Source organism: Bacteroidota bacterium (genome assembly GCA_016706865.1).
GTDB lineage: Bacteria > Bacteroidota > Bacteroidia > Chitinophagales > BACL12 > UBA7236.
The window spans coordinates 1,988,970-2,004,282 of sequence record JADJIS010000003.1 but is presented as its reverse complement, the minus strand read 5'-3'; the positions used below and the strand labels follow the sequence as shown (position 1 = coordinate 2,004,282).

General features: G+C 37.1%; 9 protein-coding genes and 1 tRNA gene. 8 read left to right on the top strand and 2 right to left on the bottom strand.

Translation table 11 applies throughout. From position 1 onward, the window contains the following. Positions 1 to 48: 48 nt before the first annotated feature. The 5 genes from IPI31_17925 (at position 49) to IPI31_17905 (ending at position 8,705) form a co-directional block, all read left to right on the top strand. Complete coding sequence (locus tag IPI31_17925; protein ID MBK7569701.1) at positions 49 to 2,172, top strand: T9SS type A sorting domain-containing protein; 2,124 nt, start codon at positions 49 to 51, stop codon at positions 2,170 to 2,172. Positions 2,173 to 2,288: 116 nt separating this feature from the next. Continuing rightward, positions 2,289 to 4,112, top strand: coding sequence for a PQQ-dependent sugar dehydrogenase (locus IPI31_17920; protein MBK7569700.1), 1,824 nt, complete (start codon positions 2,289 to 2,291; stop codon positions 4,110 to 4,112). Positions 4,113 to 4,217: 105 nt separating this feature from the next. Continuing rightward, positions 4,218 to 4,709, top strand: coding sequence for a hypothetical protein (locus IPI31_17915; protein ID MBK7569699.1), 492 nt, complete (start codon positions 4,218 to 4,220; stop codon positions 4,707 to 4,709). A 1,172-nt stretch (positions 4,710 to 5,881) separates the two neighbouring features. Further along, entirely contained in the window at positions 5,882 to 7,900 is a 2,019-nt protein-coding gene (gene rpsA, locus IPI31_17910; GenBank protein ID MBK7569698.1) for a 30S ribosomal protein S1, read from the top strand. A gap of 373 nt (positions 7,901 to 8,273) precedes the next feature. Continuing rightward, entirely contained in the window at positions 8,274 to 8,705 is a 432-nt protein-coding gene (locus IPI31_17905; protein MBK7569697.1) for an EVE domain-containing protein, read from the top strand. A gap of 673 nt (positions 8,706 to 9,378) precedes the next feature. Here IPI31_17905 and IPI31_17900 read toward each other — a convergent pair. Continuing rightward, complete coding sequence (locus tag IPI31_17900) at positions 9,379 to 10,548, bottom strand: HAMP domain-containing histidine kinase (protein MBK7569696.1); 1,170 nt, start codon at positions 10,546 to 10,548, stop codon at positions 9,379 to 9,381. Positions 10,549 to 10,910: 362 nt separating this feature from the next. Then, positions 10,911 to 13,412 carry a hypothetical protein gene (locus IPI31_17895; GenBank protein MBK7569695.1) on the bottom strand — a complete coding sequence of 834 codons (2,502 nt, stop codon included), beginning with the start codon at positions 13,410 to 13,412 and terminating at the stop codon, positions 10,911 to 10,913. A 329-nt stretch (positions 13,413 to 13,741) separates the two neighbouring features. Between IPI31_17895 and IPI31_17890 the strand changes: the two genes are divergently transcribed. The 3 genes from IPI31_17890 (at position 13,742) to IPI31_17880 (ending at position 15,259) form a co-directional block, all read left to right on the top strand. Continuing rightward, positions 13,742 to 13,816: transfer RNA gene (locus tag IPI31_17890), tRNA-Val, on the top strand. Between the two features lie 137 nt (positions 13,817 to 13,953). Beyond that, positions 13,954 to 14,997 (top strand): WYL domain-containing protein, encoded by a 1,044-nt coding sequence (locus IPI31_17885; GenBank protein MBK7569694.1) that lies wholly within the window; start codon positions 13,954 to 13,956, stop codon positions 14,995 to 14,997. A 10-nt stretch (positions 14,998 to 15,007) separates the two neighbouring features. Then, positions 15,008 to 15,259, top strand: a complete 252-nt coding sequence (locus tag IPI31_17880; GenBank protein ID MBK7569693.1) for a hypothetical protein — start codon at positions 15,008 to 15,010, stop codon at positions 15,257 to 15,259. Positions 15,260 to 15,313 lie beyond the last annotated feature (54 nt).

The window sequence follows — 15,313 nt, the reverse complement described above, 5'->3', positions numbered from 1 at the left end:
CAAAAACATTATATTTGGCTCGAGTTATTTTTAATAAAAGTCCCACTTATGAAAATAAAAGTCTTTGCGTTTTTTATTGCATTTAGTTTTTTACTCGCAGCACATGGACAATCGGTTAAAGTATTTTTAAATAGTCAGGTACCTTTTCAGGGCAAATTCCAAGGGTTTTCCACTGTTGATATTTTTGAAGAGTGTCCACCTTCGTCAGATACCTGCATGAATTGGTTGGCTGCTTTAAAGCCAAATGTGATCAGGTTTCCCGGTGGAGGTCAGGCAAAATTTACGCATCTTACGGCTGGTCCGGGATATGGATATAATATTGATGAAATTGAAGAGTATTTTTTTAATTTATTTAATTGCGACGATGAAGATTGTGGTGCCGGATCTAATTATGAGGAAGCAGTAAATGATTGGTTAATTAAGTGCCTCGTACAAGATTCTCTGCCGGAGGGACAGCGGTATATTGATGATTTTGTTCTGATGATACATAATCTGGAGGCTCAGCTTGGATATACCATTGATGTATTATTCTGTTTAAATATTGTAACTGCAAATGCTGCTGAAAATAAGGCTGCACTGGACCTTCTGATCTCGAATGGAATACAGGTTACCGGTGTGGAAATGGGAAACGAAACGTATGGGCAATCCAGTGGTTTTAATAGCTTTGAAAGCTATTTAACTCATATACAAAATGCGGATGGTTTACTGGGTGATCAGGATTATATCGGCATGATAAGGCAATATTTTCCGGAGATGAAAATAGGGGTTTGTGCTGCGCCTAGCGCAACAGTTGATATGGAACCCGGCCCCGGCATTACCTATGTTATAAATCCGGAAATAAAAAGGATAAGATACGATGACTGGAATATAGCATTGGGAAATACTTGGGATACATCGAGATTGTTCAGCTTACCAGTGCCTCATACTGCACCGCTGTTTGATGCAGCTATCGTGCATTTTTATTACAATAGCGGTTTCTGGTCTGACTGCTCTTTTCAATTTCTTGAGGATTATGATACCTATGGAGCGGCTTGTTGCCCTTATACCTTTGATTCTCCGGATTTGCGACTGACAGGAGCATTTGATTGTTTTAACACGCAAAGCAAATATTTCCGCGATAGTTTATATAAAAGTATAAATGATTATTACGCTGACCGCCTGCAATTAAATAATCCTATATACATCAATAAAAAAATATGGTCGACAGAATGGAATATTCTTGAAAATGATAAGGATCTTGAAACAACATTATTTCACAACACACTTGCTCAGGCATCTTGTGTTTTCGACTGGCAAAATCTTGCCTATCAATTCAACACATCGCCTTTATATAATGCCGGTTTCCAGGAATACAGAACCATGCACAATGCAGCCAGTGTTTCGTACAGAAATATGATCACAGCGCAAGCAGATTACGAAAAAAGTGCTCCCGGTGATACAACACATATCAGAAAACGTATATTTTACCATGCCACTTATTTAATGCGGCATATTGCAAATGTGCCGGTAAATACCATTAATATTTCTACTACACTTCCCAATTTAAAAATGTATGGCTACATTGATCAGGCTAATGAGAATGTATATATTTATTATAATAATTCAGGTGTTGAAAATATAGATCAGCAACTCAATATAAATAAAATTAAATTTTTTAATGTACCTGGCTGTAATTCTATTTTGGAGTATCCTGTCACGCATGAATATATCCAAGGCAAACAATTGTATTCCGGTTCAGGTGTGGCTTATATGTATGATATTAATCCAATGTATAGTTCTGATAATAAGATAAGTTCCGAAATTAAGGGCAGTAAATACAAGACCTATACAAGCCCGAAAAAGTTAATGCTCTATAAAAATTCGTTGGGCGTTATCAAAATTCCGATCAGTATAACTTGTGATGAAAAGTTCGGTAATGTGTCGGATGTTTTTGTATCGGCATATCCAAATCCTGCCTCTCAATATATTGATATCGATGTTGGAAATGCAGAGAATTTTGCGAATGGATATACTATTGACCTGTATGATCATACGAGCAGACATATTCGACAAATAACTTCAAGCGATGAAATATATACACTCCACAGGAATGATCTCCCATCAGGTATCTATTATTATTCTATACACTTTGCAGATGGATCTCGAATTGGGGGGAAGATAGTTTTTCAATAGTTGATGTGTCATTTCACATTGCAGAACCCGCATTTCATACATTAGATCGTATTGTTCATACAAAAGTTCTAAAAATGAGCAATTCAAGGGATACCTTTAAACAATAAAGTAAACCTATGAAATTTTTTATTTTACTGTTTTGTCTGATCTTTAGTTTTGAACTTTATTGTCAACCGGTATTACAACTCGAAGAATTTGCAAGCGGATTCACAAAACCTGTTGGATTAATTGATGCGGGAGATGAACGTGTTTTTGCAATTTGTCAGGATGGTTTTTTGAGAATAATCAGACCGGATGGAACGGTTGATCCGGTTCCATTTTTAGATATAAGTGATAGAGTGGAATCTATTTATAATGCACATGGTTTTTTAGGTGCGGTTTTTCATCCTGATTATGCAACGAACGGATATTTTTATGTGAATTATATTAATAATGATGAGAATTCTGTCATTTCCAGATTTTCTGTTGATCCGGCTGATCCTGATCTTGCAGATGCAAGTTCCGAAGAAATATTATTAATTGTAGAACAACCATATAGAGTTCATAAAGCCGGCGACATGCATTTTGGTCCCGATGGATATTTATATTTTCCATTAGGAGATGGGGGAGTGGTAACGGATGGTGAACCCGGTGATCCAGATAATCGTGCACAAAATCCGCAAACCTATTTAGGAAAAATGTTGCGCATTGATGTGGATGGAATTTTACCTTATGAAATTCCAAATACAAATCCTTTTTATGGAGCTGTGGATACCTTAAATGAAATTTGGGCAATTGGTTTACGAAATCCCTGGAGATTTTCGTTTGATAAATTGACGGGTGATATGTGGTTGCCGGATGTTGGTCATGATTTTTGGGAAGAAATTAATTATGAACCTGCCGGATCTACCGGTGGAAATAATTATGGCTGGAGATGTTACGAATCGAATGCCGAATATAATTTTGATAGTTGTGATGCAGGCGTTGATTATACTTTTCCATTATTCGAATATCCGCACAACGATTCTACGGGTGGATATTCCGTTACTGGTGGATATGTTTACAGAGGTGCTTTGTTTCCCGGAATGCAGGGAATTTATTTTTGCTGCGATTATGTCACCGGAAATTTTTATACTTATAAATATGATGATGTAATGGGTTGGATCTCCAATATTTATCCTTCCTTATTATTTGGTGTGGTTTCTTTTGGGGAAGATAATGCAGGTGAATTATATTGTGTTGTGCGCGAAACGGGAATTATTTATAAATTGAAAGATCTTTGTCCGCTCGTGAATGTGACAGAAACAATAGTTAATACTGATTGTGTAGAAGCAATGAATGGTAGCATAAATTTACTTGTTGATGGCGCAATTGAACCTTATGAAATTAATTGGTCGACAGGAGATAGCACTTTATTTGTTGATTCTTTGTTGAATGGAAGTTATCTTGTAACTATTACCGATTCACTTGGTTGTAATACAAATGAAACATTTGAAGTTTTATTAAATCCGGAACCTGTGATCATAATTACTTTGGATGGAGGTGAATTTTATGCAGGGGAAGGGGAAAGTTATCAGTGGTATTTTAATGGAGAAATTATTGATGGAGCAACGGAAGATCATTATTATTCACCAGTTGGAGGATTATATTCTGTTACCGTAACTTTTGAAAATGGATGTACATTTTATAGCGAAGATTTTGATTGGCTTGGTATTGGAATTGAAAGTTTTGAAAACAATAATGAATTAATAATTTTTCCAAATCCGGTTGAAAATTTTATAAATATTGAGGAAGCGGATATTTTATCAAATTATGCAATTTATAATATGTCGGGACAATTAATGCAATTAGGTAAACTCAAGGTCCAATTCATAAATAGTGCAGACCTGCCAGGTGGAATTTATCGTTTAATTATTTTGTCGGATGAGAGTTTCAGAGCGGGAAATTTTGTAAAAATTTAAAATAGCTGCAGACCTAGAAATCTCCGGGGTTACAGAATATGGAGCGTTTTTTGCTTATTAGCGAAAACGTATATATTTTTATACTGTCAAATAAACCACACATTTATGAAGAAGCACACACAGGTTCTTCTCCTATTTTTATTGGGATTTTTATTTAGTGCAAATGCGCAGCGCATAAGCAGAACAACCACGGAAGCAGGTAATGTTTATCCGCTCATATCAGCTACCAATGTTGCATCCATGTTCACCATGACTTTGGGCGATTGGGAGCGCGGGATGAAACTTATCACCAAAGTGCGCGACGATTTTGGAGAATTAGGAATTTCTTACACCTGTGAAAGCAAACCTGGCACCGATGATGGTTTTTGTTTTGTCACCAAAAAAAACGACGCCGTTGAGATCGTTTACAATATAGGTCCCAATAAAATCCCACTTTTCACCAAAATGATCGCTGAATTGGAAAAGGATTATGTTAAGGATGTGGATGGTTATAAGGTTTATACTTTCGAACATACGGATGCGATTGAGTATATTTTTCTGATTAAAATTACGGGTGATACGGAGTATGTGAAGGTTTATTTGAACACGCAGAATTGAGACACAGGAGAAAGGACACAGGACAAAGGAAAACAAAGGGATTGGGAGTTGGAGTATTGGATTCGGAAGTTGGGTTCAAAGGATAGAAAAAAAGTGGAACCCGCCAATAGTCGGGCAGGCGCTGATGACGCGGATTGGGCGGATTTAAAAAGGATAAAAATTACTTTAGTCCCAGCGGGACGGCATATCGGTAGCTAATAAAAAAACAAAATTACACAAGTCCTGTAGGGACGAAATGTAAAAATATTTTGGAAACAATCTTATTTTTAATGATGCATTATAGTTAAAAAATGGTTGGTTTCAATATTCTAATACACCATTTCTTAAACATGAAGATCTTTCTCCGTTTGAACATTTCATATATGCCGTCCCTACAGGACTTGGGTTTACTGGTTTGGATAAATGCTACCGATATTTCGTCCCTAACGGGACTTCCTTCATTGGTGAGAAACACCTAACCACGGCGTGGGAAGACAAATTTGTAGCATTGGGAACGTATTCATCCGAAATAAACTATTTCAACCCCTTCAACAAATCGCAATGATTGTTTGATGATTAGAATAATTCAAGCTCCGAACTAAACCCTGCAAACCTTGCCAACCCTGCCAACTCAACAAACCTTCACTCAATCTTAATCCTTTAGGTCTATTTCCAAGTTTAAATCGGAGGCATTGAAAAGCCTTGCAGAACCGCCGCGCCCGCTTCCTAGCCGCGATTGTAGCGGAAAGCCCGCATCCGCCGCGGCGGAGAGGACTTGCAGCGAAAAGCGCGTGGAGGTGAGGGGAGAGGGATAAGGGGAGTTGCTACTAGTCACAGTCGCAGTCACAGTCGCAGTCGCAGTCACAGTTGCTTAAATTGGAGATTATTCCTCAGTATTAAACATTCAAATTTACGAAAAGCAAACTCCCCTATGGGGCTGGGGGCCAGTCACAGTCGCAGTCACAGTCGCAGTTTTGAAGGCTGTAACCCCCTTTTTTCAACCTTACCCCTCTTCCTTCCTTAGATCCTTAGACCCTTACCCTTCGAATCTTCTCCCTTCGATTCTTAAAAAAAGATCTCCCTTCGAATCTTTTTACGTATCTTCGCACTCCCTTTGTTTTGCCGTTGAATGGCGGATAACAAAGTGGTCAGTTTAGGCTGATAATTTAATTCACCTTTTTAAAAATTTTACCTTGGATAACCAAGAACTACCTGAGTTGGAAGACTCACAAAACACGGAATCAACAGAAACTGTTGAAGTACCCGTAAACGAAAATCCCGTAACAATTGAACCGGAAGTAGCAGAAACAGTAGCGACTGCGCACGATGATTTTGATTGGAACGTGGACAAACGCAATCGTATTACTTATTCGAAAGACGAAAGCGACAAAATGGAAGTTACGTATGAGGGCACTTTTAAAACCCTGAACGATAACGAGATCATTAATGCAACAATTGTAGGATTAACCGATTCTGATGTAATTCTTAACGTAGGTTACAAAAGCGACGGACTTGTTTCAAAAACGGAGTTTCGCGACCTTGAGGAACTGAAAGTTGGAATGGAAGTGGAAGTGTATGTTGTAAGCAAAGAAGATGGTAAAGGTCAACTGAATTTGAGCCGCAAGAGCGCGAAAATGATGAAGGCCTGGGAGAAAATTGTGGATGCTTACAAAAATGAAGTTATTGTTACAGGTAACATCATCAGCAAAACCAAAGGCGGACTTATTGTGGAAGTATTTGGTATTGAAACATTTTTACCGGGTTCTCAAATTGATGTTAAACCGATCACGGATTATGACGGATATGTAGGCAAGAAAATGGAATTCAAAGTTGTGAAGATCAACGAGACCATTAAGAATGCTGTAGTATCACATAAGGCATTAATTGAAAGTGATATTGAAACACAACGTCAGGAAATTATCGGTAAACTCGAGAAAGGTCAGGTGTTGGAAGGAACAATTAAAAACATTACTGATTTCGGTGCATTTATCGATCTTGGTGGCGTTGATGGTTTATTGTATATCACGGATATTTCATGGGGACGAATCAATCATCCGAATGAAGTATTGCAGATGAACCAGAAATTAAATGTGGTTGTACTCGATTTCGATGATAACAAAAAACGTATCTCTTTAGGTTTAAAACAACTTACTCCGCATCCTTGGGAAATCCTGGATGCTACAATTGAAGTTGGCAGCATAGTGAAAGGTAAGATCGTGAACATTGAAGATTACGGTGCTTTCTTAGAAATTCAACCTGGTGTTGAAGGATTAATTCACGTATCAGAAATTACCTGGAGCAATCAACCGATAAACTCTAAAGAATTCTTTACCGTTAATCAGGAATTTGAAGCTAAGGTTGTAACTCTTGATCGCGAAGAACGCAAAATGTCGTTGTCGGTTAAACAAATGACCGAAGATCCTTGGAAGAGCGCTAAAGACAAATATCCTATCGGAAGTCGCCATAAAGGTTTAGTGAAAAACATCACTAACTACGGTGTATTTGTTGAGTTGGATGAAAATGTTGGCGGTATGGTTCACATCAGTGACCTAAGCTGGATCAAACGTTTAAATCACCCTGCAGAATATGTGAAGATCGGCGAACATCTGGATGTTATCATCATGGAAATTGATGAGGAAAACAGAAAGATAAGTCTCGGTCATAAACAAATTGAAGAGGATCCTTGGGATACTTTTGAAAATGTATTCCCAGTTGGATCAATTCACGATGCAACTATTATCCGCAAAGATGATAAAGGTGCTGTTGTTTCTTTACCTTATGGTTTAGAAGGATATGCTCCGAATAAACATCTTGAAAAAGCAGATGGTACCACTGCAGCTGTTGAGGAGATGTTATCATTTAAAGTGATAGAATTCGATCGCAACGATAAGAGAATTCTTGTATCACATTCTAAATTCCTGAGAGATAATCAGGATGAAGAACGTCGTGAACAAGATAAAACTCGTAAACGCGATGATAAAAAAGGAAAAACTCAGCTTAATAAAGTGCAAAAAGGTTTGGAAAAAACCACACTTGGCGAACTTGATGTTCTTTCACAATTGAAAGAGCAAATGGAACAAGATGAAAAAACATCTGCCAAAGCCGAGAAAAAAGCCAAAGAACCGAAAGCAGCAAAATCAGAACCTGTTAAAGAAGAATCCGCAGAGGAGACCGAAACAACAGAAGAAACTGATGAGACTGGAAAAGAGTAATTGGTTTTGATATTAATTCTAATCCCGCCGGAGAGTTTCGGCGGGATTTTTTTTGGGTGAATGGTGAGTGGGGAGTGGTGAGGATGACAGCCCGGGAGATTATGCTTCGAAGTGAACGTGGAAGAATAAAAAATAATAATCAAAAAATAAAAAATGAAAATCGGATCGACTGCATCGGAGATCCTCCTCCGTAGTAATCAGAATAATATCGAATAATGAACAAGGAATAAAGAACATCAAACTTTAGACGCCCGGGTGATTATCCTCCGTATTGAACACAGAACACAGAACACAGAACTCAGAACACAGAACACAGAACTCAGAACCCAGAACTCAGAACAAACCGTGTTAACTTTGCTCTAAATAAAAATCTATGACATCAAATTATTGGTTGATCAAATCAGAACCAGATACCTACGGTTGGGATAAATTTGCGAAGGATAAAAAAACTTCATGGACAGGAATTAGAAATTATGCTGCGCGAATACATTTAAGGGCGATGAAAAAGGGTGATATTTGTTTATATTATCACAGTGGAGGAGAAAGCGCAGTAGTTGGAATTGCAACCGTAATTAAAGAAGCCTATTTAGATCCTACCGCAACAGAAGGCGAATGGTATGCAGTAGATGTGAAAGCAGAAAAAAAATTAAAAAACCCGGTAACTCTCAAACAAATTAAAGCCGAAAAATCTTTATCCGAAATGCCGCTGGTAAGAATAAGCAGATTATCTGTTTCGCCGATATTGGAGCAGGAGTTTCTCAAAATTCTTGACATGTCAGGTACGGAAATTAAAATTGACAAATGACAAATAATAATTGATAATTGACAATTGACAATTGATAATTGGGTTATGATTTTGGATGGGAAAATTTATTTAGCAATTGAGAATTGAGAGTTGAGAATTGAGAATTGTACTTTGATTTTGGATGTGAATTCCTATTTCTTATTTCAAAGTACGAGGAAGGAATAAAATTCTGAATGAATACTGGTAGCACTCTTATAACTCATAACTCATTACTGAATCTCCCATCCGAAATCAAACCTAACATGGTTACCACACCTCCCCGGCCGACAAACTGCCCACTGCCCACTACCCACTGTTGACTGCCTTTGCCTCATCCTATAAAAACGAAAAGTATAATAATTAATCAACTTAACATGGTCACGACAATGTTCCGGCCGACAAACTGCCCACTGCTACTGCCCACTGCCCACTGTTGACTGTTGACTTCCCAATGCCACATCCTACAAAAACAAAAAGTTTAATAAATAATCAAACTAAACGTGGTCACCCAAATGCACCGGCCGACAAACTGCCCACTGCCCACTGTTGACTGCCTTTGCCTCATCCTATAAAAACGAAAAGTATAATAATTAATCAACTTAACATGGTCACGACAATGTTCCGGCCGAAAAACTGCCCACTGCTACTGCCCACTGCCCACTCCCTAAAGCATCCGTCGTAACCACAACCTCCCTCACGTCTTAGGTAAACTAATGCGAAAAACAGTCCCCTTCCCCGGAGCAGAATATTTAACAAAGATCTTTCCATTATGATAACTCTCCATAATTCGTTTAGCCAAAGTAAGTCCTAATCCCCATCCGCGTTTTTTGGTGCTGTAGCCGGGTTCGAAAACGGTTTTTTGTTTGGAGCGGGGAATTCCTTTTCCGGAATCGGTGATGTCTATAATTGCGTTATCTTTTTCTTCGGTGACCTCAATTTTTATATCTCCGCTTCCATCAATTGCATCGAGAGCGTTTTTTAATACATTTTCAATCACCCAATTAAATAAAATGGGATTCATTTTTACGTTTATTCCGGAACCAGTGTAGATGAAATCGAAATTCACTTTTTTGGAAGAACGATTTTTTATGTAGTCGATGGAATTATTTAATTCGATAATTAAATTTCTTTCGGTAAGATCAGGTTGTGAACCTACTTTGGAAAAACGATCCGCAATTAATTCGAGTCGCTGCACATCTTTATCCATTTCCTCCACAATATTCTTTTTTCCTTCCATGGCAGGTGATTCCTGCAGATATTCTATCCATGCCACGAGAGAAGAAATTGGAGTTCCGAGTTGGTGTGCTGTTTCTTTTGCCATTCCCACCCAAACGCGATTTTGTTCCGATTTACGTGCAGTATTAAATAAGGTATAAGCAACAATTAAAAATGCTGCAATAATAATGAGTTGCACATAAGGATAATATAAAAGTTGTGTATATAAAACGGAATGTTTGTAATATACATATTGATAAATACCACCGCTTATTTCCAATTTAATTGGTTCGGCGAAATCTTTCATTTCCTCTAGTCGTCTGTTAAGATAAGTGCTATCCTCTGCAACTTTTACAGTATCTAAATTTAAATAAGCAACAATATTTCCATCGTTATCGGTAGAAATAATAGGAACAGTTTTATTTGCCTGAATTAATTCCACCAAAAAACCATAATCGGTAATATCGGTAGCAGTTGCAATATAATGATACACATCCGCGATCTGAGCAACCTTTTGTTTTTCCTCACTCGCCAATTTCCCCGCCAGATTATCCGTATAAAAAAGCGTAGCCGTAACGATCAATAATGCCGATAGCACTAATATTAATTTCCAACGGTATTTTCTTTCGTACATGTTCATGAAGGACATAGGGCACAGGTTAAATGACCTAGGACATAGGACCTAGGACATAGGACTTGGTTTGAGATGGGATGAAACTTTATTTTCATTATTTATAATTCGATTTCAATTTAATAATTTGATGAAAATTTATTTTAATAATAAGAAAAATGCCATAGTATGGTATTTCGAAAAGTTTAATAATTAATCAAACTTAACATAGTTGCGATATTTCTCCGGCTTAGAAACTGCTCACGCCCCCCCGGCCCCCGCTTGCCAGTTTCCCCCCCCCCCCCCCCCCCCCCCCCCCCCCCCCCCCTCACCGCCCCTGGCGCTCAATTCGGAGCCAAAATCTCCAATGTTACAAACTGCCAACTGCCACTGCCCACTGCCTACTCCTCATCCTCAAACTCAATAAACTCCGGCTCCACCGTCTCCGTTTCTTTCACCGCCTTCTTCTCCGGAACAACGTCATTTTTCTTAAACATTTCCTCCTCCGGATCTTTTTTAAAGATATCAATAAATCGTTGATCTTCTATACCGCTTTCTTTTAATTTTTGTTTTGCTTCGCGTTTATTGTATTTTAAAACAGGGTCGTTAACGGTTCCTGTCATGGAGACAAAGATATTAACTCCGCCTTCAGCATCCTCTTCATAATTATCTTTTTGTTTGTTGCCGCCTAAAAATTTACGCACCATAATATCGGCGAGGCTTAGTTTAAATTGGTAATCTATTCCGTCGTCGAAGGTGTGTTTTCCACTCATGTAAAGGTCGACGGCGGATGATTTTATTTGCATAGCCGGAAGATTTATCACACGATCTTTTATTTCTATTTTATTTTCGAGTGTGGAGAAGGTGATATGTTTAAGATCTTTAATATTCACGAAAGCGGAAAGTGATTCCAGAGGTTTGTAATCGATGAGTTCGCCATTTTCAATTTTCATGTCGCACAAAGTGTATATCGATTTTTCGTTGAGCACAAAATCTTTATTCCAGGTTATGGAAACATCATAAACATTTGCGGTGATATTTCCTTTGATGTTTTTGTTTGTGAGTGTGGTCTGATCAAAATTATCGAATTGATAAAATAATTGCGCAACATCAATGGAAGTTATGGTTCCTGATGTTTGTAAAAATATATCTCCGTTCACAATTTCGCGGAAGGTGGCATTAAAATTAAAATAGCCATCCATTGCATTGCCTTTTAATTCGTTTACGATCAATAATCCCGGTGCGAGTTTTAGTCCTGCTGTGATATTGTTGAAAATAATTTTCTCATAAATAAATTCCTTACAGGTTAGATCGATAAAGCCACTGAAATTATATTTTGTATCGCCCATTACCTGTTCATTTGTTATTACCGGTTCAACTGGAGTTTCTGTATTTTCATCACTTCCGAATACAGCCATTAGTCTGTTTAATTCTATTTTATCGGAAGAAACGGTACCATTAACATTAAGCGCAGGTTTCATTTCCGATGGAAAAACATTTTGTATCCAATTATTTACCTGCATATTAATTTTAAGGTCAGAACCGGCAAAGGAGCCATTGAGATTATTAAAAATAATTTCGTTGTTGGCGACCAATGCTGAACCTCCGGGAATTATAACTTTTTCTTCATTTACCACAAATGCAACATTATTAAAAGTAATATTTCCGGTCGGTTGCGAGGTATAAGCTTCTGATGATAAGGTTTTAATATTTCCTTTGATATTGATATTATTTAATGCAATTTCTCCCTCCACATCTGTTGCATTCGGAATTGCCAGTGGAATAATTATGGATGCCGGAAAATTCCCATCCAACTGCATATCGATGGTTGGATTTTTAAAATTTCTGTATTCCAGTTTCATGGTCACAGGATTAGAACCCTGTTTTGCTGAAAAATCTTTTACTAAAATATAAGAACTGGCGGCACTCTGTTGTTCACCGTTGGAATAGGTTCCCGAAAAATTAATGGATTTTATTTCTCCACCAAATTTTTCATGCGCAATATTTCCGTTTTTAACATCGAATTTTAAATTAATTGCAGGAGTTTTTGTTTTTGAATAATTTCCTTTTATGGTAGAGGAGAAATTGATATTGCCTTTACTTTTTAAGGCACTCAGGTTGGAAGAAACAGAACCCGGCAATAATAAAAGTAAACCTTCCAGATTTATTTTGTCACCCACCACAGAAAGGTCGTAATAATCTTCTCCCGATAAATTAATAGAACCATTTAAAGCAAAAGTATTTTTATCGATCACTACCTTTCCTTCCTTAAAAGAATAGGTATTATTTTTTACATCCACTGTCATTTTGGTGTCCAATAAAGTTTCTTTGTTCACCAGATAATTGGAGCTTCCCACTTTAATTCTTTTTGACAACAGGTCGCCGTTAATTTCCAAAACATAATTGTCGGAGGAGAAATTTCCCATCATTTCACAATTATGCAGCAACATCGAAATATCCTGATTATGTTTAAAATCCAGATATTGAAAATCGATATCCGAAAATATCACCTTTTCCAGGTTCACGGAAAAATCTTCGGAACTTGTGTCTTCACTATCCTTCCAGAATTTGTAGTTGATATCGCCTTTTTTGTCGGTGATGAGATGACAATAGCCATCGGTGACAATAATATTCTTGATATTATAATTTCCGCGGAGGATATTCATCACATTAAACAACAAACTGATCTCCTGCGCTTCTAAAAAGTTTTTTTTCGAATTTGGAACACTCTCCCGTATTCCGATATTGTTAAACACCACTGATGCCTCCGGAAAGTTTTTGAGCAGACTGAGGTTAATATCCTCCTGTTTTATGGTTATTTCGGTAGCCAGACTCTTATTCAGCTCCTTAATAAAGATCTCTTTGATCCTTTTTTCAAATAAAAGCGGGATCAGCACAGCCATCAGCAGCACAAATCCGACTATACAACCCAAAGTAACAAGAATGACTTTTGTGACATTCCTTCGTTTTTTGGGCAGGGGTGTGGGGTTTGGGAGGTTGGTTTCTGTTATATTTTCCTGCACATTCAAAGTTAATACCCCTGCTTAACGCTCCCACCACATAAAATATGAGAAAACTGTGGACAAAATTTGAAAATTGGACACAGCCTTATATCTTTGCACTCTCTTTTTAGGGGGTGGATGGAGGAAATGGGTGGTTTTGAATAAAAAAGAGGTTTTTGGGAGCATAGCTTCCGCCGCGGCGGAGTAAAGTGCATCCAAAGAAAAAAATAGGGAGCATAGCTCAGTTGGTTTAGAGCATCTGCCTTACAAGCAGAGGGTCCTTGGTTCGAATCCAAGTGTTCCCACTAGTTACACAAGGGTTTCAGCGATTTTAAAGCTGGAACCCTTTTTTTATTTGCAAACAATTTGCAAACATTTTTACCGTAATTTAAAAAATTCCCTTATTTTGGATGTCTAACCCAACTCTTAAACCATCATTTGAATGCCCACTAATAAACATGCAATAATTCGTTATCAAGCTTTGGATAAATGCTTTCGTAATCCAGGTCGTAAATATTTCATTGAGAATTTAGTAGAAATATGCTCCAATGCACTTCAGGAGTATACAGGGAGCGACTATGGTGTTAAACGTAGACAAGTCTTGGAGGATATAAAATTTATGGAGAGTAGTCAAGGTTGGAATGCACCAATTGCTCGCGAAAGAGATGGTCATCGAGTTTTCTTTAAATATTCTGATCAAAACTTTTCTATAAATAATCAGCCATTAAACGAGACAGAAGAAAATCAATTGAGAGAAGCAATATTAACTCTTTCCAGATTTAAAGGAATGCCACAATTTGAGTGGGTAGCTGAAATTTCTGCTCGTCTGGATTCGGGCCTAGGTTTGTCACATAGCTCTGAAAAAATAATTGAATTTGACCAAAATAATTTTTTAAAAGGTTTGGAATTTATCACACCAATTTACAATTCAGTATTATATAAGAAGGTAATCAATATTGAGTATCAAAGTTTCAAACAGGATGGATCGCAATCAATTGTTTTTCATCCTTATTTTTTAAAACAATATAACAATAGGTGGTATGTTTTTGGGAAGAATGATAATAGCCAGTATATCATGAATCTTGCCTTAGATAGGATTACGACAGTGGGGGAAATCCCCAAAAAATATATCCCTAATGAAACTATAGATTTCAACGAATACTTTGAAGATATTGTTGGGGTTACTTTAAGTAATGATGGTAAAATTCAAAATATAGTATTGCAGGTTAATAATGAACTGTTTCCGTACATAAAAACAAAACCTATTCACGGTTCCCAAAAACTGAAAGAACGAGGACCTAAACATACACTTATTTCACTTGACTTGATTCCTAATTATGAATTGGAATCAATAATTCTTTCCTATGGTGAAGGCATGCAGGTACTTAAGCCTTTATCATTGCGAGATAAAATCAAAACGAGAATTGAATTAATTAATACTATCTATAAAGATAAGAGTGCAAATAAACTGAACAATAAAGCATAAAATTTGCATTATGAATAAAATAGGGGTTAAAAGATTTATACGGTTTCGATCTTATTGCCCACCGGAATATCATAAGTTTGATATCCAATTTTACCGATTCTTGCACCGCCAAGCTGTTGAATTAATATACCTCAATTTAAAACTAGAGTGTCAATCTATAAGGCAGGCTATAGAGCCTTTTGATCCCAATGAAAACACTAGGATTTTAGGAGATTGCAAAGCTGAAAACTATTTAAAAAATGGTTTATTTAACGAAGGTTAAAATTGTAAATAAGAATGCATAACTACTGCACTATTGCGAAATACTTTTGACCAA